At 70.6% G+C, this 19,558-nt stretch carries 20 protein-coding genes; 6 read left to right on the top strand and 14 right to left on the bottom strand.

Features of this window, described 5'->3' with window-relative positions:
• The first annotated feature begins 18 nt into the window (after window positions 1-18).
• Window positions 19-1,146: an iron-containing alcohol dehydrogenase family protein gene (locus HNR02_RS24330; RefSeq protein WP_312861121.1), complete on the top strand. Its 1,128-nt coding sequence runs from the start codon at window positions 19-21 to the stop codon at window positions 1,144-1,146.
• A gap of 16 nt (window positions 1,147-1,162) precedes the next feature.
• On the opposite strand, the gene HNR02_RS24325 is transcribed toward HNR02_RS24330, so the two are convergent.
• From HNR02_RS24325 to HNR02_RS24300, 6 genes are all read right to left on the bottom strand, one after another.
• Window positions 1,163-1,987 carry a thioesterase family protein gene (locus HNR02_RS24325; RefSeq protein WP_179775425.1) on the bottom strand — a complete coding sequence of 275 codons (825 nt, stop codon included), beginning with the start codon at window positions 1,985-1,987 and terminating at the stop codon, window positions 1,163-1,165.
• A gap of 98 nt (window positions 1,988-2,085) precedes the next feature.
• The gene (locus tag HNR02_RS24320) at window positions 2,086-2,844 is read right to left on the bottom strand and encodes an SDR family NAD(P)-dependent oxidoreductase (protein ID WP_179775424.1); all 759 of its coding nucleotides are present in this window, start codon (window positions 2,842-2,844) and stop codon (window positions 2,086-2,088) included.
• Complete coding sequence (gene kce, locus HNR02_RS24315) at window positions 2,841-3,770, bottom strand: 3,5-dioxohexanoate:acetyl-CoA acetone transferase (protein WP_179775423.1); 930 nt, start codon at window positions 3,768-3,770, stop codon at window positions 2,841-2,843. Before kce ends, HNR02_RS24320 begins: the two co-directional genes overlap by 4 nt.
• Entirely contained in the window at window positions 3,770-4,573 is an 804-nt protein-coding gene (locus HNR02_RS24310) for an HpcH/HpaI aldolase family protein (protein WP_179775422.1), read from the bottom strand. The genes kce and HNR02_RS24310 overlap by 1 nt, the downstream gene beginning before the upstream one ends.
• A complete protein-coding gene (locus HNR02_RS24305; RefSeq protein ID WP_179775421.1) occupies window positions 4,570-5,442 on the bottom strand; it encodes a cupin domain-containing protein in 873 nt (290 codons plus the stop codon). Before HNR02_RS24305 ends, HNR02_RS24310 begins: the two co-directional genes overlap by 4 nt.
• Window positions 5,443-5,453: 11 nt before the next feature.
• Window positions 5,454-6,344, bottom strand: a complete 891-nt coding sequence (locus HNR02_RS24300) for a DUF6282 family protein (RefSeq protein ID WP_179775420.1) — start codon at window positions 6,342-6,344, stop codon at window positions 5,454-5,456.
• Between the two features lie 160 nt (window positions 6,345-6,504).
• Here HNR02_RS24300 and HNR02_RS24295 point away from each other — a divergent pair, with 160 nt between their 5' ends.
• Window positions 6,505-7,878, top strand: a complete 1,374-nt coding sequence (locus HNR02_RS24295; protein WP_179775419.1) for an MFS transporter — start codon at window positions 6,505-6,507, stop codon at window positions 7,876-7,878.
• A gap of 21 nt (window positions 7,879-7,899) precedes the next feature.
• Here the strand turns inward: HNR02_RS24295 and HNR02_RS24290 are convergent, their stop codons facing one another.
• Window positions 7,900-8,346: an anthrone oxygenase family protein gene (locus HNR02_RS24290; RefSeq protein WP_179775418.1), complete on the bottom strand. Its 447-nt coding sequence runs from the start codon at window positions 8,344-8,346 to the stop codon at window positions 7,900-7,902.
• A 90-nt stretch (window positions 8,347-8,436) separates the two neighbouring features.
• Between HNR02_RS24290 and HNR02_RS24285 the strand changes: the two genes are divergently transcribed.
• Window positions 8,437-9,015 carry a TetR/AcrR family transcriptional regulator gene (locus tag HNR02_RS24285; protein WP_179775417.1) on the top strand — a complete coding sequence of 193 codons (579 nt, stop codon included), beginning with the start codon at window positions 8,437-8,439 and terminating at the stop codon, window positions 9,013-9,015.
• 30 nt (window positions 9,016-9,045) lie between these two features.
• On the opposite strand, the gene HNR02_RS36555 is transcribed toward HNR02_RS24285, so the two are convergent.
• The 3 genes from HNR02_RS36555 to HNR02_RS24270 all read right to left on the bottom strand — a co-directional run bounded on the left by HNR02_RS36555 (window position 9,046) and on the right by HNR02_RS24270 (window position 11,875).
• A complete protein-coding gene (locus tag HNR02_RS36555) occupies window positions 9,046-9,852 on the bottom strand; it encodes an IclR family transcriptional regulator (RefSeq protein ID WP_179775416.1) in 807 nt (268 codons plus the stop codon).
• Between the two features lie 432 nt (window positions 9,853-10,284).
• Window positions 10,285-11,154 carry a class I SAM-dependent methyltransferase gene (locus HNR02_RS24275; protein ID WP_179775415.1) on the bottom strand — a complete coding sequence of 290 codons (870 nt, stop codon included), beginning with the start codon at window positions 11,152-11,154 and terminating at the stop codon, window positions 10,285-10,287.
• A gap of 124 nt (window positions 11,155-11,278) precedes the next feature.
• Complete coding sequence (locus HNR02_RS24270) at window positions 11,279-11,875, bottom strand: helix-turn-helix domain-containing protein (RefSeq protein WP_179775414.1); 597 nt, start codon at window positions 11,873-11,875, stop codon at window positions 11,279-11,281.
• Window positions 11,876-11,984: 109 nt separating this feature from the next.
• On the opposite strand from HNR02_RS24270, the gene HNR02_RS24265 reads away from it, so the two are divergent.
• Entirely contained in the window at window positions 11,985-13,586 is a 1,602-nt protein-coding gene (locus HNR02_RS24265; RefSeq protein WP_179775413.1) for an MFS transporter, read from the top strand.
• A 46-nt stretch (window positions 13,587-13,632) separates the two neighbouring features.
• On the opposite strand, the gene HNR02_RS24260 is transcribed toward HNR02_RS24265, so the two are convergent.
• Genes HNR02_RS24260 through HNR02_RS24250 form a run of 3 tightly spaced genes read right to left on the bottom strand, consistent with a single transcriptional unit; the run spans window position 13,633 to window position 16,977 of the window.
• Window positions 13,633-14,388, bottom strand: coding sequence for an SDR family NAD(P)-dependent oxidoreductase (locus HNR02_RS24260; RefSeq protein WP_179775412.1), 756 nt, complete (start codon window positions 14,386-14,388; stop codon window positions 13,633-13,635).
• Window positions 14,389-14,420: 32 nt separating this feature from the next.
• Window positions 14,421-15,413 (bottom strand): LLM class flavin-dependent oxidoreductase, encoded by a 993-nt coding sequence (locus HNR02_RS24255; RefSeq protein ID WP_179775411.1) that lies wholly within the window; start codon window positions 15,411-15,413, stop codon window positions 14,421-14,423.
• A 31-nt stretch (window positions 15,414-15,444) separates the two neighbouring features.
• Entirely contained in the window at window positions 15,445-16,977 is a 1,533-nt protein-coding gene (locus HNR02_RS24250) for an acyl-CoA synthetase (RefSeq protein ID WP_179775410.1), read from the bottom strand.
• 128 nt (window positions 16,978-17,105) lie between these two features.
• Between HNR02_RS24250 and HNR02_RS24245 the strand changes: the two genes are divergently transcribed.
• Window positions 17,106-17,738, top strand: a complete 633-nt coding sequence (locus HNR02_RS24245; protein WP_179775409.1) for a TetR/AcrR family transcriptional regulator — start codon at window positions 17,106-17,108, stop codon at window positions 17,736-17,738.
• A 61-nt stretch (window positions 17,739-17,799) separates the two neighbouring features.
• Here the strand turns inward: HNR02_RS24245 and HNR02_RS24240 are convergent, their stop codons facing one another.
• On the bottom strand, window positions 17,800-18,243 hold the full coding sequence (locus HNR02_RS24240) for a winged helix-turn-helix transcriptional regulator (RefSeq protein WP_179775408.1): 444 nt from the start codon (window positions 18,241-18,243) through the stop codon (window positions 17,800-17,802).
• Between the two features lie 116 nt (window positions 18,244-18,359).
• On the opposite strand from HNR02_RS24240, the gene HNR02_RS24235 reads away from it, so the two are divergent.
• On the top strand, window positions 18,360-19,556 hold the full coding sequence (locus HNR02_RS24235) for an MFS transporter (protein ID WP_179775407.1): 1,197 nt from the start codon (window positions 18,360-18,362) through the stop codon (window positions 19,554-19,556).
• The last annotated feature ends 2 nt before the right edge of the window (window positions 19,557-19,558 follow it).

Genomic DNA, 19,558 nt, shown 5'->3' with positions numbered 1-19,558 from the left:
GCCGCGAGCGCTGCGCGCGTGACGCTGGAACCGACCTGCCGCGTCGAGTTCGGTGCCGGCGCGGTGACGGACCTCCCCCGGTTCGTGACCGACCTGGGTCACCAGCGCGCCCTGGTCGTCACGGACAAGGGCCTGCAGGCGGCCGGTATCGCGCCGCGGGTCGGCAAGATCCTGGACGCCGCGGGCATCGAGCACGAGATCCACGACGACATCAGCGCCAATCCCTCGGCCGCCGAGATCGACCGCGGTGCCGCCCGCGCCCGCGCCTTCGGCCCGTCGGTGGTGGTCGCGCTCGGCGGCGGATCTCCGTTGGACGCGGCCAAGGGCATCGCGCTGCTCGCGGGCAATCCGGGCGCCACCGCGGCCGACGCCGACCGGCTCTGGGAGGCCGCGGACGGTCTGCCGGTGATCGCGGTGCCGACCACCTCCGGTACCGGCGCGGAGACCAACGGGTTCGGCGTCATCGAGGACACCCACGCCCGGCGCAAGGTCTACATCGGACACTCCTCGGTGCGCCCGAGGATCGCGGTACTCGACCCGGAACTGACCCTCGGCCTGCCGGCCAGGGCCACCGCCGCGACGGGTGTCGACGCGCTCGTGCACGGGACCGAATCGCTCGCCTCCCTCGGCGCGACCCCGATGTCGGTGGCCTACGCCCAGCAGGCCGTGACGCTGGTGGCCCGGTGGCTGCCCGTGGCGCACCGGGACGGGACGGACCTCGAAGCCAGGGCCCAGCTGATGTGGGGCGCCCATCTGGCCGGCCAGGCGCTGACCCTGTCCGGGCTGGGCCTGGTGCACGGCATCGGGCACGCGATCACCGCCCACACCGGCACCCCGCACGGAATCGCGCTGGCCGCGGTGTTCGAGGAGGTGATCGCGTTCAACGCGGCCGCGGCCGCCGCCGCGCACGAGCAGACGGCGCGGGCACTGGCCGCACCGGGCGGCGACGGGACGGCCGCGACGCTGGCCGCCGTGCGGGAGCTGTCCGGCCCGCTGGAGATCCGGAAGCCACTGCGGCACCTCGGCGTCGAGCGGGACATGCTGCCGGACCTGGCCCGCGCGGCGGTGCAGGATCCGGTCACCCGGAACAACCCGCGGACACCGTCGGCCGCCGAGGTGCTGGAGCTGCTGGGCGGGGTGTACTGACCACCCGCCGTGGCGGTCAGGCGGGCGGGTCGAGGCGGATGCCGGCCAGTTGGGTGGCCTGCGCGACCAGGCGGCCGCGGCTGTCCCACACGAAACACGCCTCGTCGACGCGGCCGCCCTCGATCAGTTGCGCCTTGTGCAGCACCCGCACCGGCCCCGGTGCGGGCAGCGCCCGCACGTAGGCGGTCAGCTCCAGGGTGGGCACCCAGCCGGTCAGCACGATGTCCATCGTCGCGGGCGGGAACGCGTCCACGGCGTAGAGCAGGGACAGCGGATCGAAGTCCGCGCCGCCGGGCAGGCCCAGCCAGCCCCGCAGCACCCCGGCCCCGGTCGGGGTGCCCCGGCCGAAGGCGAGGTCCTCGGGCTGGATGCGCAGGTCGATCTGGTCCATGATGACCGGTCCCGTTCCCCCGCCGGCGGGACCGGTCACCGGCACGCAGCCGGCGTACTCGCGCCCCTGCGGCTCGGGCGCCCCCGCGCTCCAGTACGGCTCGGTGTCCGCCGTCAGCGCGCCGAGGGTGAACATCGCCTCGACGCACGGCGTGTCGTCCTGGGTCAGGCGGGCCCGTGCCTGGCTCGCCGAACGACCGGCCCGCAGCACCTCCACCGCCACCTCCACCGGGCCCGGTTTGGGCGCCCGCAGGTAGTGCGCGCTGGCCGCGAGCACGTCCTGGTGGGCCGCGGAGCGCGAAGCGGCCGCGCCGAGGATCGCCAGCAGGTATCCGCCGTTGGGCTTGCCGCCGATGGTCCACTCCGGGTGGGCCTCGGCGGTGAAGCGGCCGGGTGCGATCTCCTCGACGCGGGTGACGTCGGCGAAGGTGGTCGTGGCTTGCTCGGTCACGCTCGGATCCGTTCGGTGCTGCTGTCGGTGCTCCTGGAAGCCTCGCACACCACGCTCGCGCCGACACCGTCGCGCGCGTCACGCCGTCACCGCCCGGGTCAGGCGGTGAACCCGCCGTCGACGGGGAGCACGACGCCGCTGAGGTGGCTCGCCCCGCCGCTGAGCAGGAACGCCGCGGTGGCGCCGACTTCGGCTCCGGTCCCGGCCTTGCGCAGCGGTGTGGCACCGATACGGGCTTCCACCCCGCCGGGGATCGTGCGGCGGAGTTCGTCGAGCATCGGGCTCTCGGTCGGCCCGGGCGCGACGACGTTGACGCGGATGCCCAGCGGCCCGAAGTCGTGCGCGGCGGTGCGGGTCAGGCCGATGACCGCGTGCTTGGTCGCCTGGTAGGCGCCCATCCCGGAGCTGCCGCGCAGACCGCCGATGCTGCTGACGTTGACGATCGAGCCGCCGCCGCGCGGCTCCATCACCCGGACCTCCTCGCGGATGCACAGCCAGGTGCCCTTGACGTTCACGGCCATGATCCGGTCGAAGTCCGCTTCCGGCACGGCGTCCAGGCGGCCGCCCTGCCCCATCGCGGCGTTGTTGAACGCCCCGTCGAGCCGGCCGAACCGCGCGACGGTGGCGTCGACGAACGCGGCGACGCTGCCCGCGTCCGCCACGTCGCCGGTGGTGTAGGCGACGTCATGACCTGCGGCGCCGAGGTCTTCGGCCAGTGCGGCAAGGGGTTCCTCGGTGCGCGCGACGAGCATGACGGAGGCGCCGTCACCGGCGAAGACGCGGGCGGCGTCGGCGCCGATGCCCGAGCTCGCCCCGACCACGAGGACGACCTTGCCCGCCAGTGGTGGTGTGCTCATGACGCTTCCTCCACGCTGCCGCGCAGCGCCAGCATCGCGCGGGCCTCGGCCGGGGTGGCGATCGGTTTGCCCAGATCCTCCACCACGGCCCGGATCTTGCGCACCTGTTCGGCGTTGCTCTTCGCGAGCTGTCCCTTGCCGATCCACAGGCTGTCCTCCAGGCCCACCCGCACGTGACCGCCGAGCCAGGCGCTGTGGGTGGCGAAGCTCATCTGGTCACGGCCCGCGGCGAACGCGGAGAAGGTGTAGTCGTCGCCGAAGAGCTTGTCGGCGATCCGCACCATGTGCTCCAGGTTCGCGTGGTCGGCGCCGATGCCGCCGAGGACCCCGAACACGCCCTGGATCAGCAGTGGCGGTTTCGCCAGGCCCCGGTCGGCGAAGTGGGCCAGCGAGTACAGGTGGCCGAGGTCGTAGCACTCGTACTCGAACCGGGTGCCGTGCTCGCCCAGGGTCCGCAGCGTGTGCTCGATGGAGTCGAAGGTGTTGAGGAAGGGATGGGAGTAGGTGTTGCGCACGTAGGGTTGTTCCCAGTCGTGCTTCCACTCGGTGACCTTGTCCGCGATGCCCGAGTAGACGAAGTTCATCGAGCCCATGTTCATCGAGGCGAGTTCGGGCCGCAGCCGCCGGGCCGCCGCCAGCCGCTGGTCCATGGTCATCGAGGACGCGCCGCCGGTGGTGATGTTGATGACCGCGTCGGTGTGCTCGGTGACCCGCGCGACGATCTTTTCGAACACCTCGGGGTCGGCGGTGGGCCGCCCGTCCGGCTCGCGGGCGTGCAGGTGCACGATGGCCGATCCGGCTTCGATCGCTTCGAGCGCCGCCTCGGCCACTTCGTCCGCGGACAGCGGCAGGTAGGGGCTCTGGGACGGGATGTTGACCGATCCGGTGATCGCGGTGGTGATGACGACTTTGTCCGCGGGACGCATCAGCTCTCCTCGTCGGGGTGGGGTTCGGTGGCGGCCCGGAAGGCGGTGACCAGCCCGTGCGCCGCCTCCGCCAGCATCGAGGTGTCGTTGCTGAGCAGGAGGAAGTCGCAGCCCTCCCGGACCGCCCGCGCGGCCCGCTCCGGGAGTCCGCCGAAGGCGAGGCCGCAGCGCTTGCCCGCGGCGTGCGCGGATTCGACCGCAGCGGCGATCAGTTCGAGCACCTCGGGCGAGGACGGTGTGGTGCCCATCGACAGCGCCAGGTCCGCCGCGCCGACGAACACCGCGTCCACGGTGTCCAGTGCCAGCATCTCCGGTGCGGCCTTGATCGCCTCGACGCTTTCCAGCTGCGGGATGCACAGCACGTCGTCGTTGCCGGTGGCGAGGTAGTCCGCTCCCGGCCGCAGGCCCCACCGTCCGGCGCGGCTGGTGCCGCCCGCCCCGCGGGTGCCCTGCGGCGGGAACCGGCACGACCGGCCGGCCGCGCCGGCCTGCTCGACGGTGTCGACGTGGGGCACGAGGATGCCCATCGCCCCGGCGTCGAGAACTTTCTGGATCGTCGAGGGCGTGGTGTCGGGCACCCGCACCAGCGGGGTCATGCCGAGCGCGGTGGCCGTGCCCGCCATCCGGTAGGCGGTCTGCAGGTCCAGTGGCGCGTGTTCCAGGTCGATCACGACGAAGTCGAACCCGGCGTCGGCCATGATCTCGACCGGTTCGTCCGAGGCGATCTTCAGCCAGGTGCCGACCGGCGTGGTCGCGCGGCCGGGCGCGAACAGCCCGGCTCCGGTGCGTCGCGGCGCGTTCACGGCATCGGGTATTCGTCGGCGTTGAGCACCCAGCCGGGCCGCTCGGAGAAGTCCCGGCGTGGCGGGCTGAAAATGTCGATCAGCTGGTTGACCCCGGCGTCGCTCGCTTCCGAGGTGTGCACGGTGGGCGGCGGGATGATGGTGACCGACGGGCTGCCGATGCGCACGTGTTCGTCCTCGCGCCAGCTGGTGCTGTCGGGCAGCCACGGCGTGCGGATGTGATGCACGTACTCGCCCTGCACGGCCAGCGACAGCTGTTCGAAGTCGTCGTGGTGGTGCGGTGAGAGCTTGCGCGGGTCGCGCGGGCCGTTCTGCTCGGGCAGGAAGTTCACCATGAACGCGCGGGTGCGGAAGATGCGGCCGAACCGCGCGGGGTCGTCGGGCACCTCCGACAACGGGTAGAACCGGACCCGGCGCGGGCCCGCGGGTTCCGGCCACCGCCGCAGCGGCGCGACGCGCGGGTGGTCCTCGGCGTAGGCGCCGGCGTTCGCCGCGCGGTCGCGCCAGGCCGGTTCAGCGGCTTCGACGAGGCGGACGAGCGGTCCGTCGCCGTGCACGCTGATCCGGGACGCGCCGGGCGGGACGACGACGAGGCCGGGTGCATCGACCTGGGTGGCGCCGTCGTCGGTGAGCACGGTGAAGGCGGGTGAGGCGGCGGTGACGATGATCGCGAGTTCGCCGTCGAGGGTGCCGTTGTCGAGATCGTCACCGGCCCGCGCTTCGGTGTGGGCCAGGATGACGTTCTGCGCGCGCACGATCGAGGTCTCGCGCAGGTCGAGGTACTGCGCGGCCGCGATGGCGTCGCCGCTGTCCGGCCGGGGCGTGGTGGCCGTGGCCAGCGCCGACCGCGGATCGTCCTTTTCGTACACAGCCGGTCCTTTCAGGAGTCGAGGTCGAGCAGGAAGGCCGGGTTGTCGCGGACCATGCGCCGCAGGTCCTTCTCCGGCAGGCCGAGGTCGAGCAGCGCTTCACTGACCCGCAGCCACGCGTCGACCGGTTTCGGGTTGGACGCCTGCCCGAAGTCCGAGGCCAGCACGGTGTGTTCCGGGCCGAGTGCCTCGATCCAGGTCAGCAACTGCTTCGGGTCCCACTTCTGCGTGCCCTCGGGGTCGTACATGCCGACCTCGTGCTCGACGAACGCGCCGAGTTCGATGAGTTCGCGGCACATGCCGTGGTCGGCGCCGATCACGAAGTCGGGGTGACTGACCGCCATGCGCTTGATGCCGCGCTCCTTCGCGGCGGCGAACAGCGTGCGGATGTACTCCGGGTACATGTGGCCGCCGTTGAGGACCGCGCCCTGCTCCTTGATCTCGTCGAGGATCTCGCCCACCTCCGGCTTGAGCACGCCCTCGTCGTCGACGATGTCGATGCGCTCCAGGGTCAGCGGCACGGTGGTGGTCGGGAACGCCCCGTCCTCGGGGTGGCAGTCGATGTGCCTGCCGGAGGAGATGGTCGGGAACCAGACGACCTTGCCGCCCATGCGCAGGCACATGCGTACGGCGTGCGGGTTCAGGCCGCCGACGGTGCTGTTGAGGGCGATGCCGCCGAACACCTGTGCCGTGACGCCGGACAGGCGCCCTTTCATGGCCAGGACGTCCATCTGCGTGTTGTGGTGGTGGGATTTCGCGACCATGGCGCGCATCCCGATGCGGGCACCGTCCTGCGCGGCCTCGACGTGGTCGAAGCGGCGCGGGAACGGGCTCGGCCCGGAGTGGACGTGCATGTCGACCAGACCGTCGAGGACGGCGGCGATGGCGGGCCGCTCAGTCATGAAGTCACCCTTCGTTCACATTGTGAAGTTCGGGTTCACTATAGGACTGCTTGTCAACCCACACGTCGCTCTTGTGGTGGAGCAGGCGCAGGATTACCGTGTGATCGGTTCACTTCGTGAACACTCGGTTCGAATCGGCAGCCGACCCCGGAGGACGACGATGTCCACACCGCCCCCCGCTGCGGACCCTCGAGAAGCGGCGCTCGCCAGTCCCGGCCCGGCGCACGGGCCCGACAGCGCCAAAGTGCGCGCCGCCGTGCGCGGCGGGACCCTCGCCTACTTCGTCGACCAGTTCGACATCTACCTGCCCATCGTGGTGCTGGCACCGGCGACCGCCTACTTCCAGTCGGCGAACCTGAGCGCGGGAACCGTGGCGCTGCTGTCCTCACTGGTGTTCGCCTCCACGCTGATCGGCCGCCCGCTCGGCGCGGTGATCTTCGGGCATTTCGCCGACACCGTGGGGCGCAAGCGCACCACCCTCGTCGCGGTCGGCGGTTTCGGTTTCCTCACGCTGGCCACCGCATGCCTGCCGGGCCACGAAACGATCGGGATGTGGTCGGTCGGGCTGCTGATCGCGCTGCGGTTCGTCGACGGGATCTTCCTCGGCGGCGAGTACACCACCGCGGTGCCGCTGGCGATGGAGTGGAGCCCGCGGCACAAACGCGGCCTCTACGCCTCGGTGATCACCTCGACCTCGCCAGCCGCCTACGCGGTGATCGCGGCCATCACGCTGCTGTTGCTGCAGCTGCTGCCGTCGCAGGGCCTGCACAGCGCCTACGTGCAGTGGGGCTGGCGCATCCCGTTCGTGGTCGGCGCACTGCTGGCGGCGGTGCTGTTCCGCTACTACCTCAAGCAGGTGCACGAACCCCCGGCGGCGGCCAACGGCGAACGGCACAAGCTGCCGCTGCTCCGCCTGCTCACCCGGTACCCGCGTGCGCTGGCCCAGGTGTTCGTGCTGATGACCGGCACCTGGCTGGCGACCAACATGGAAGCCGCCGTGACGCCCGCGCAGCTCAAGGAACACCTGATGCTGTCGAGCAAGGAAGTCACGCTGACGATGCTGGTGGTCAACGCGTCGGCGGCGCTGTGCTACCCCCTTTTCGGCCTGCTGTCGCAGCGGATCGGGCGGCGCCGGTTCTACATCGGCTACGGCCTCGCGGTCATCGTCGTCGGCGCCGGGTCCTACACCCTGCTGATGACCTCCGACGGCGGTCTCGGCACCGCGCTCGGCTGGGGCGCGATGATCGGGATCTTCACCGTCGGCACGTTCGGCCCGATCGCGGCCTACCTCACCGAGCGGTTCCCGGCGAGCATCCGGTCCACCGCCTACGGCGTCGGATACAGCCTCGCGCTCATCGCGCCCGCGTTCTACCAGTTCTACCTGCAGCAGTTCGACGGCCTGATGCCCGCGCACCTGGCACCGGCGGTGCTCATCGCCCTCGCCGGCGCGCTGATCAGTCTCGGCGGGTTCCTCGGCCCGGAGACGAAGGACGTCGACATGGCCGACGACGACACGATCCCGGCGTTGTCCTGACCCGGGCGCGCGATGTGCCGCTCAGCCGGGCGCGGCGGCCAGCAGGGCGAAGGCGGCGATGATGACGGCGACGCGGATGTAGTGGAAGCGGTCCCAGCGGTGCATCTGCCGCTTCCAGTCGGCGGGCCGGTTCTCCGGGGTCCACGTCCTGCCCCGGTTGTTGATCGGCACGAGCAGCAGCACCGACATGATCACGCCAAGGATCAGCAGCGCGCCCGCGGTGACGACGAGGCCGGTGCCGTGGCCGCGCCATCCGGCGATGGCACGGGCCGCGACGAGGGCGAGCGAGGCGAGGTACCAGACCGGCATCAGGGCGCCGAGCATCCGGGCCCCGTGGGCGCGGCCGCGCAGTGCGCCGTCATCGGGAAGGCGGTCGAGGATCGGGTTGATGACGAAGGCGACGGAGAACTCCACCCCCACCATCACCCCGACGACCACGATGGTGAACACCCCGAGTGCGTTGAGCATATGATCCTCCGGAAAACCTAGCATTGATAGCCGATATGGCAACGCTAGTACAAGCATCGCTCGGTTGTCTAGCAATGCTAGGATCGGATCATGCCGGTACAGCAACGCAAGGAGCGTGAACGGGCGGAGCGCGAACGGCTCATCTTGGCCACGGCGCGCGAACTCGCCGAACAGCAGGGCTGGGAGGCGGTCACCACCCGGCGGCTCGCCGAGCGCATCGAATACAGCCAGCCCGTCCTCTACAGCCACTTCCGCGGAAAGCGCGAGATCATCGGCGCCGTCGCCCTCGTCGGCGCCGCCGAGATGGCCGCGGCGCTGCGGGCCGCGGCCTCGGCGGGGAACGGCCCACGCGCGCGGGTCACCGCGCTCGCCCGCGCGTACCTGGATTTCGCCACGCGCAACCCGGCGGTCTACGACGCCATGTTCCAGCTCGACGGTGGCCTCGCGTTCGCGCGGGCGGATACGCCGGAGCCGCTGAAAGACGCCTTCAACGCCCTGCTGGAGTGCCTCGGCGAGGTCGCGGGGGAGGGCATCGACCCGGGACTGTTCGCCGAGGTGTTCTGGGCGGCCCTGCACGGGCTGGCGACCCTGACCAGGGCGGGACGGCTGCCGCCGGAGGACGCCGAGCGGAGGAGGGAGCTGCTGGTGGACCGGCTGGCCGTGCTCTGACCCGGCGGTGCTCCTCGACCGCGACCGGCCCTAAACCGCCCGTCGTCCGGCGTCGTCGGGCAGGTAGTGACCCCCCAGTTCGTGGGTCAGCTCGCGGGCGATGTCCGCGATCACCCGCAGCTCGGGCGCGTCGTCGGACATCGAGAGCGTGTTGTCGGGCCCCACGATCGCGAGGCTGGCGCAGATGCCGTACTCGTCGAAGACCGGGGCCGCCAGCGCGACGACCCCCGGAGTGCTCATCGCCGAGCAGTGACCGAGGGACCGGACCCGCTCGATGTCGTCGCGCAGCTCGTCGCGTGCGGGGCCGGGCAGGTTCGCCATCAGCCGTTCCATGGACAGCTGGTCGGCGTGATAGGCGAGGAAGACCTTGCTCTGCGCGGTGTCCAGCGGGAGGTGGCTGCCGACCCGCACGGACACGACGACGATCGCGGAGGCGTTCTCCTCGACGCGGGACACCACCGGCCCGGTGAGGCCCCACAGGCTCAGGACCGCGCTGTTCTGCGTGGCGCGGGCCAGTGCCCGCATGTGCCGCGGAGCCAGGCTCACCACCCGCCGGTGGCCGATCGCGAAGGCACCCAGCTGCAGCAACAGGCCGCCGGGAACGTAACCGCCGTCCGGGTCGCGTTCGAGCAGGCCCGCCGCGACGAGTGAGGTGCAGTAGCGGTACGCCGTGGTGCGGTTGAGACCCAGCCGCTCGGCGACCAGACCGGTACTCACCCGCGGCGTGGCCGGGTCGAACAACGACAGGATCTGGCTGACCCGGCTCACGGCCTGGATGTCCGCCTGGTCGCCGCGATCCGCCCGCGCGGACTCCGGTGACCGCGTCGACTTGGCCACGACACCCTCCCGCCCGACGATCGACTACCTGACAGTGGTGTTCATTACGTGAACACCGGGGTCACGTTACCCGAGCCGCCCGCGGGCCCGGTGCCGCACCGAACCCGACCCGCCCGGACCGCTCCCCCGTGGCCGGGCCCGCGCGGCACGTGACGCGCCTGCCGCGTTTCCGGCTCGATCCGCGCGGGGTAGCCGGACGCGGTGTCCTCGAGCGCTGGCCATGGTGTGCCTGCCGCCCGGCCGGGCCCTGCGGCTCGCCCTCGCGGTCCGCGTGGCCTCCGACGCCGCCGACGCGGTCGTGTCCGGGACGACCCTGCCGGATCGCGCCGCGCGCCGGAAGGTGGCCGGTTTCGCGGCGGGCTGGGCCGGACCGTGCGCCCTGTCCGCCAGGATGCCGCAGGTCCCTCCACTGTGGACCGGGCAGCCCGGGGGTCAGGCGCGCCGCGCGGCCCAGACCTTGCGCTCGGTCCGCACGGCGAGGTCGTCGCGGCGCAGGATGCTGCGCGGGCCGGTGGGGTCCAGGAGCTCGTCGAAGGCGGCGAGGTCCTCGGCGCTGAGTGCGGGTGCGGCGGCGCCGCGGATGCGTTGCAGGCTGGTGTGGGCGTAGCGGCCGACGGCCTCGCTCCGGTTGCCCTCGATGTTCACGGTGACGGTGCGCTCGTCCTCGACCGTGAACCCGGCGGCGGCCAGCATCGGCCCCCAGTCGGCGCCGCGGTGCGGGACGTGTTCGGCATGGAAGCTGTCGGTCGCCCGGTGGGCGCGTTCCTCGAGTCCCGGCCGGTACTCGGGGGCGTCGGCGGGCAGGAAACGGGGGAACCCGTCCAGCTCGACGACGGCGAACAGCCCGCCCGGCGCGAGCAGGTCGTGGACGCTGCGCAGCGCGCGGTCGGGCCGGGCCATGTGGTGCATCGACGCCGACGCCCACACCAGCTCCGGTGTGCCGAGGTCGGGCCAGTGGTCGTCGTCGAGATCGGCTTGCACCGTGCGTACCCGGTCCTGGACACCGCGGGCACACGCCTTCTCGCGCAGGACCTGCAGGTGGCCGACGGAAGCGTCGACCGCGGTGACGCGCGCCTCGGGGAAGCGGTCGAGGAGCGCGAAGGTCCCCGCGCCGGTGCCGCAACCGAGGTCCACGATCTGACGCGGCCCGGTCGTCAGCGGCAGCCAGGCGGTGATGGAGGCGATGTGCCCGGCGAGGACTTCGGCGTCCAGGTCGAGGATTTCCGCCTGGCCGGCGTCGTCGTGCTCCCGGTGGTGGCCGTGCGGATCGCCGTAGTGAGGGTGTTCGTGCGTGGAGGTCATGACGACACGGTAACCAGTGTTTGCGATTGACGCACATGTTCTTGCGAAAACAGCAAACCACGAGCTTGCCGTGCTGCCCGCCGCGCAAGAATCGCCGGGAAGCGACGAAAATTCCGCGAGGGTGTCACTCGCCGGAACCCTGCGTGCCCTCGGCCTCGCCCGCGTCGCGCTGGTGGCCGCGGCGGGCGTCCCGGTCGAAGATGCCCATGATCTCGCACGGGCCGCCCTCGGCGCCGATCGCGTGCGGAACCATGGTCGGGAACTCGGCGGCCTGGTTGGCCTCCATCCGGAACCGGCGGTGGCCCAGCATCAGGATCGCGGTGCCGGACAGCACGACCAGCCATTCGCGGCCGGGGTGGGCACGCATCCGGGCCGGGTTGGCGGGCGGCGGTTCGGTCATGCGCTGACGCATGACGCTCATACCGGGGTCGCCCTTGATGGGCCAGCGCATCAGGCCGTGGGTGGCGTCGATCACCGGGCTGACGACGACGTCGTCGGCCACGTTCTCCACGAGCTGGTCCAGGGTCGTGTCCAGCGCGCGGGCGAGAGTGACGAGCTGGTCCAGGGCGAGGCGGCGCTGTCCGTTCTCGATGCGGCTCAGTGAGGACTGGCTGAGGTTGGCGCGGCCGGCCAGTTCTTCCAGTGACCAGCCCTGCGCGACCCGCAGTGCGCGGATCCGTTTGCGTACGAGGCTGTCCAGCGCCCCATCTTCTTGCGTCATGGGCAACATTGTATGCCTTTTGGGCAAAGCACGCTTACCGTCGGACCCCGGCATGGCGACCGGACCCGTCCCCGGCGCTGATTCCGCTTCTCCGTTGTGAAAGGAAACCATGACCAGCAACCAGTCTCCCCACGCGGCGGCGGCCGCGCCCGTGAGCGGCGGGAGCACACCGGATGCGCGTCAGCTGCGCGCGATCCTGATCGCCGTCTCGATCGCGCTGATGGCCGTGATCGCCTCGGTGTCCGGCCTGAGCGTCGCCCAGACCCACCTGGCGGTCGAATGGGGCGTCCCGCAGACCACCGTCCTGTGGATCATCAACGTCTACACCCTGGCCCTGGCCGCCCTGCTGCTGCCGCTCGGGGCGATCGGTGACCGGCTGGGCCGCAAGCCCGTGCTGGTCGCCGGGCTGATCGTCTTCGGCGCGGCCAGTGTGGCCGCCGGGCTCGCCCCGTCGGCCGCGGTGATGATCGCCGCCCGGGTGGCCGCGGGGGTCAGCGCCGCGATGATCATGCCGGTCACGCTGGCCGTCATCACCTCCACCTTCCCGGAGGAGAAGCGGGGCCAGGCGATCGGGGTGTGGACCGGCGTCGCCGGGGGCGGCGGCGTCCTGGGCATGTTCCTCTCCGCGCTCCTGGTGGACGTCGCGGACTGGCGGTGGCTGTTCGCGCTGCCCGTGGCGCTGGCCGTCGCCGCGCTCGCGATGACCCTGAAATCGGTGCCGGACTCCCGCGAACGTTCCGCCCACACCTTCGACTCCGTCGGCGCGGTGCTGTCCGCCCTCGCCGCGATCGGACTGATCTTCGCCCTGCAGGAAGGCCCCGAGCGCGGCTGGACCGACCCCGGTTCGCTGATCAGCCTGGCCGTCGGCGTCGCCGCCGCCATCGCCTTCGTGGCATGGGAGCTGCACCGCCGCGACGCGTCCCTGCTGGACGTGCGCCTCTTCCGTGAGCGCGGCCTGGCCGGCGGCTCCGTCACGCTGCTCGTCGTCTTCGGCGTGCAGGCCGGTGTCGCCGTCGTGCTCTACCCGTTCTTCCAGGCCGTGCTGGGCTGGTCGGGCCTGGCCTCCACCGTGGCGTTGATGCCGATGGCCCTCACGATGATGGCGGCGTCCGGGCTGGCGCCCAAGATCGCGGCCAAGACCGGCGCCCGCTCCACCATGACCGTGGGCATCGCCCTGTCCGCACTCGGCCTGGCACTGATGGCGCTGTTCGTCTCCGTCGACGGCGGCTACCTGTCCATCGTCGGCGGCATGGTCGCGATGGGCCTCGGCATGGGCCTGGCGATGACGCCCTCCACCGAGGCCATCACCGGCTCACTGCCCCGCGCCAAGCAGGGGGTCGCCTCCGCTCTCAACGACGGCACCCGCGAATTCGGCACCGCGCTGGGCGTCGCGATGCTCGGCGGGCTCGTGGCCAGCGGCTACCGCGGCGCCATCGACGACGAGCTCGGCGGCGTCCCCCGGGCCGCCGCGGACATCGCCCGCGAAGGCATCGCCAATGCCGTCGAAGTGGCCCCGGGCACGGGCGCGCACGCACAGGGCCTGATCGACACGGCGCGGCAGTCCTTCGTCGAGGGCTGGCAGCAGGCCATGTGGGCGGGCGTGGCCGTCATGGGCGTGCTGCTCGTCTACGTCGCTCTTCGCGGCCCGAAGGGCACGCGCCCCGCCATCACCGACGAGGCGGAACCCACGGACACCGTCGCCCTCCGGTGACCGGGTGGCCGGCGGGCCCGCTCGGGCAGGCCCGCCGGCCGCCGTGTCACACCAGCGAGGCGGTGAGACCGCCGTCGAGGACGTAGTGGCTGCCGGTCACCCAGCTCGCCCGGTCGGACGCGAGGAACGCCGCGACCTCGGCGATGTCCTGCGGCGTGCCGAGACGGCCCTGCTTCGCCGCGACGAGGTCGCCGAAGGGCACCTGGGTCGCCGCTTCGAAGTCCGGCACGAGCCGTTCGACCATGGCGGTGTCGGCGAAGCCCGGGCAGACCGCGTTGACCCGCACCCCCGAGGGCCGCATCTCCACCGCGGCGACCCGGGTGAGCTGGATGACCGCCGCCTTCGTCGCGCAGTAGGAGCCCAGCAGCGGGCTGCCGCCGACCCCGGCGATCGAGGCGATGTTGACGATGTTGCCCTTGGACTCGACCAGGTGCGGGGTGGCCGCCTTCATGGTCACGAACGTGCCGCGGACGTTGACGGCGAAGATGTTGTCGAAGCTTTCCGTCGACTGCTGCAGCAACGGCGAGGCGACCTCGACCCCCGCGTTGTTGACCAGCACGTCGAGGCCGCCGAGGAGGTCGGCCGCCTGCTGCACGGCGGACTGCACCTGCGCCTCGTCCGTCACGTCGCAGTTGGCCACACCGGCGGCGCCGATCTCGTCGGCCGCCTGCTTGGCGGAGTCGGCGTTGAGGTCACTGACCACGACCCTGGCGCCGCGTTCGACGAACAACGCGGCGATCGCCTTGCCGATCCCGGCACCGGACCCGGTGACGAAGACCCGCTTTCCCTGGAGCTCGGACATTCTTGTTCCTCTCACTTCGTTGTGGCGGTGGATCACATGGCTTCGATCTTGGGCAGGATCTCTTCCTTGAGGCGCTTCATGTCGTCGAGCGTCTTCGCGACCGGCACGTCCTGGAACGGCGGCCACAGGAACGGCATGGTCAGGCCCGCTTCCTTGTAGCGCTTGAGCTGGTCGGTGATCTGCGCTTCGGAGCCGACGAGCAGGTTGGTGCCCTTGCCCAGCGGGGTCTGGTCGGCGTCCTGGTCGGTGATGACGAACCAGATCATGCTGGAGATCTCGAGATCGTCGATGGTGCGGTCGGTGTCGAGTTCCGCCAGTTCGCGCTGGATCTCGGTGCGCCACCGCCGGATGTCCTCGGGCGAGTCCTGGATCCCGATCCAGCCGGACAGGCCGTACTTGGCGATGCGGCTCGCCGAGCGACGCGCGTCCTTGAGGCCGCTGAAGAAGATCGGCGGGTGTGGCTTCTGCACCGGCTTGGCCCCGAACCCGCTGCGCTGGAAGTCGGCGAACTCGCCGTGGTACTCGAAGAGGTCGTTGGTCCAGATGCCCTGCATGATCTCCAGGGTTTCCCGCACGTGCTTGTGCCGCTTCGGGTAGATGTGGGACGCGCTCGCGGCGGCGAACTCCTCGGGCATCCACCCCGAGCCCACGGCGACGTTGAGCCTGCCGTTCGCGAGGTGGTCGATGGTGGCCAGTTCCGCGGCGAGGACCCCGGGCGAACGGTAGGGCGTGTCGATGATGCTCATCCCGATCCGCACCTTCGACGTCTTCGCGGCCAGCCACGGGATGAGCGGCATGCCCTGGAGGAACTCGCCCCGCGAGCTGACCGGCAGGCCCTTGGGGAATCCCTCGATCATGCCGAAGGCGTGCTGCATCTGCTCGGTGTCCGAGGTTTCCGGGACGATGATGCGGTCGAGCGTCCAGACGGAGTCGAAGTCGAGGTCCTCGGCCAGGGCGGTGAGGTCTTCGAGTTCCGCCACGGTGACCTTGTCCCGGAAGTTCGGGAGGTAGAGCGCGAGTTTCATGGTGGTACAGCCTCCTTGCTGTGGTGCGGTGTCAACTGCCGGTGAGGGTCGTGCGGATGTCGGCCTTGAGGACCTTGCCGATGGTGGAGCGCGGGAGTTCGGGCCAGATCTCGATCTGCTTGGGCGCCTTGACGCTGCCGACGCGTTGCTTGACGAAGGCGATGAGCTCGTCGGCGTCCAGCTCGGCGCCGGGCTGGAGCTGGACGACGGCGGTGACCCGCTCGCCCCACTTGTCGTCGGGCAGGCCGACCACGGCGCAGTCGCGGACGGCGTCGTGGGCCATCACCGCCTGTTCGACCTCGGCGGAGTAGACGTTGAACCCGCCGGTGATGACCATGTCCTTGGCGCGGTCGACGATGTGGAGGTAGCCCTCCTCGTCGAGGAAGCCGATGTCGCCGGTGTGGTGCCAGCCGTGCGCGGATGCCTGCAACGTGGCCGCGGGGTCGCGGTAGTAGCCGGCCATCACCAGCGAGCCGCGCACGCAGATCTCGCCGCGTTCCCCCTGGGGCACGGTCCGCCCCTCGGCGTCCAGGATGGCGACCGTGACCAGTGGTGACGGGCGGCCCGCGGAGGTCAGCCGTCGCGTGTGGACTGTCCCGTCGGGACGGCGGTGCTCGGCGGGCGACATCGTCGAGATCATCATCGGCGCCTCGGACTGGCCGAACAGCTGTGCCATCGGCCCGATGCGGTCGAGGGCTTCGGTGAGCCGGGCGGTCGACATCGGTGCCGCGCCGTACCAGAAGCACTGCAGGGACGACAGATCCGTGGAATCCAGCGCCGGATGCCCGAGCACCATGTAGATCAGCGTCGGCGGCAGGAAGGTGTGGGTGACCCGGTGGCGCTCGATGAGGTTCAGGAACTCCCCGACGTCGGGTTTCGCCATGATCACGATCTCGCCTCCGCGGGCGAGGACCGGGAAGCACAGCACTCCGGCCGCGTGGGTCAGCGGTGCGAGCGCCAGGTACACCGGACGGCCCGCGAAGGGGTAGCTCATCAGCGTGATCGCCGACATCGTTTCGAGATTGCGGCCGGTGAGCATCACGCCCTTGGGGCGCCCCGTGGTGCCGCCGGTGCCCACCAGCGCGGCGACGTCGCCGGGTGGCGCGGCGTCGGCGGGCGGGTCGTGACGTGCGGCGTCGAGCCAGGTGTCGAACGCGGGCGCGAGATCGTCGCCGTCGCCGAGGCGGACGAGCGTGGTCAGCTTCGGCAGCTCCGGGGCGATCCGGGCGACCAGATCGTCGAAGGCGGGCTGGAAGATCAGGGTGGAGCAGTCGAAGAGGTCGAGCAGCTCCGCGTTCTCGCCGGCGGCGTTGCGCGGGTTGATCGGGCACCACACCGCGCCTGCCCTGGCGATGCCGAACACGCAGGTGAACGCGGTCGGGTCGTTGGCCGAGAGGATGCCCACCTTGTCCCCCGGCGCGACACCCGAGCGCCGCAACGCACGAGCCACGGCCTCGGCGAGCTCGACGACCTCGCCATAGGAGCGCGACACCCCGGCGAGCGTGAGGCAGGGCGCCCCGGGATCCAGTGAGGCGCCTTTTTCCAGGTAAAAGAACAGAGACATCGTCGGCCCTCCGGAAAACTCCCCCCGGCGCGGAGGAGCTGGTGACGACCTTGGCCGCCATTTGGACGATTGTCAAGATTTTTTTGGACGTTCGGTCAGAAGAGCCGCCCGATGGTATCTTCGCCTGCGTGACCAGCGCAGCCGCCGTGAAGCGTCGGAACCGGGTGGACAAGTTCGAGGAGCGTCGCCGCGAACTCGCCGACGCGGCACTGCTGGCCTTGGCCGATCTCGGCTACGCCCGCACCAGCCTGCGCACCATCGCCGAGCACACCAAGTTCTCGCACGGGCTGCTGCACTACTACTTCGCCGACAAGGTCGAACTGATCACCTACTGCGTGCGGCGGTACAAGGCGGCCTGCGTGCGGCGGTACGAAGGCGGGGTCGGTGAGGCCGCCACGGCCGGCGCGCTCGCCGAAGCCTGCGCGGAGGGTCTGGCCACCGCGCTCAGCGAGGCGCCCCTGATGCACCGGATGTGGTACGACCTGCGCACGCAGTCGATGTTCGAGGAGGCATTCCGCGACGACGTCGCCGAGATCGACGACAGCCTGCAGGAGATGATCTGGCGCAACGTCACCGCCTACGCCGACCTGGCCGGCTCCCGCCCGGCCTGCTCACCGCCGGAGGCGTACGCCCTGTTCGACGGTCTGTTCCAGCAGGCACTGCAACGTCACCTCACCGGGGCGGAAAACGCGCTCGACGACCTCCGGCACGGGATTCGCGGGTTGTTCCCGCGGCTCGTCGGCTGTTCAGCGGAGTCCTAGGTGTTGCGGGACGGCAGGTTGCTGACGCCCGGCCTACATGGTTGCCACAAGGGTGTCTCGATTAGCTGTTTCGTATGACTTCGGTTGAGTCGACGTCGACCTGGTGACCGTGACCGTCGGTCGGGCGCAGGCAGGCTAGCGGGTTGCCGCTCTCGTCCACGAGGACGGAGTGCGCTTCGCCGTCGGCGAACGCGTGACGCTCACCCCACTGACGCATGGCCACGATGACCGTGAAGAGGTCACGGCCTGCGTCGGTAAGGACGTAGACCTGGCGTCGTCCGGAGATCGCTGTCTCTCGTTTGAGGATGCCGTGATCGACGAGGCGGCGAAGCCGGTCGGTGAGGATGTTGCGTGCGACGCCGGTGCGTTGCTGGAAGTCGGTGAACGACCGCGCGTTGTCCATCGCGTCGCGAATGATCAGCAGGGTCCACCGGTCTCCGACGAGGTCGAGCGTCCGCGCGACTGGGCACGTCGGGTCGGTCCAGGTCACGTCGTCAACGTGCATGACCGAGTTCATCACGCCTCCCGATGAGTTGCAGTTTGAAACCATTCTGCCATACTCGGATCAGTTGCAAATTGCTACTGATTGGGGATGGTGTGGGACTCACGTATGGCCGAAGGATGCTGCTCGCGACGGTCTGCTCGGTCGCGGTCGCGACGATCTACGTCGCCCAGCCCGTGCTCGCGCAGATTGGGCGAGACCTGGGAGTGCCCAAGTCTGACCTCGGGTGGATCGTGGCGGCTGGACAGATCGGCTACATGGTCGGCTTGGCTGCCCTGGTCCCGTTGGGAGACATGCTGGACCGGCGCAAGCTCATCGGGGGCCAACTCCTCCTCGCCGCGGTCGGCATGCTCGTGGCCACGGTCGCCCCTGGTCTGTGGCTGTTGCTCGTCGGTCTCGCCGCGACGGGTCTGTTCGCCGTCGTCGTGCAGACCACCGTCGCACTTGCTGCTGATCTGTCCACGCCTACGGAGCGGGGTCGCACGCTCGGAATCGTGACTTCCGGCGTCATCATCGGGATCCTCGGGGCGCGCGTCCTGGCGGGGGTTCTCGCCGACCTGTGGGGGTGGCGAAGCGTCTACGTCACGCTCACGCTGCTCCTCGTTGCGCTCTCGATCGCGGTGTTGAAGCAGCTGCCAGCAGACCATCGGTCGAGTCCTCGGACCTACGGCGCCGTGCTGACCTCGCTCGGGCACCTCTTCCGCGAGCCGCTGTTCATCTCGCGCGGTCTGATCGCGTTCTTCCTCTTCGCGTCCTTCGGCACGCTTTGGAGCGGACTCGCGCTACCACTGGCTGCCGAACCGTGGCAGCTGAGCACGGCCCAGATCGGCTTGTTCGGAATCGCCGGGCTCGCTGGCGCACTGGGAGCTGCACGGGCAGGCCGATGGGCCGACACCGGCCGGGCCAACTCCGTGACCGGTACTGCGCTCGCTCTGTTGGCGCTGTCCTGGATCGCATCCGGGCAGGCGACCTGGTCGCTCTGGCTGGTGATCGTCGGTGTCGTCGTCCTGGACTTCGCGGTCCAGGCCGCGCACGTCAGCAACCAGACTCTTCTCACCGCCGCGTACTCGGGTCAGACCAGCAGCGCCATCGGCGGCTACATGATCTTCTACTCGCTCGGCTCCGCCCTCGGCGCGACCGCCACCACCACGATCTACTCCGCTTCAGGGTGGACAGGATGTGCCGTTCTCGGCGCAAGCTTTGCCCTCTGCGGACTACTCACTTGGGCGCTCAGCCGGCGCAGGGTCACGAGAACGCGACGTGACGCCGCTGCCCACAGGACAGGTCGTACGGACGCGACGCCGAAGGCAGGCTGAGG

Origin of the sequence: Amycolatopsis endophytica (assembly GCF_013410405.1) — a bacterium.
Taxonomy (GTDB): Bacteria; Actinomycetota; Actinomycetes; order Mycobacteriales; family Pseudonocardiaceae; genus Amycolatopsis_E; species Amycolatopsis_E endophytica.
This window is presented reverse-complemented; position numbering and strand designations above follow the sequence as displayed.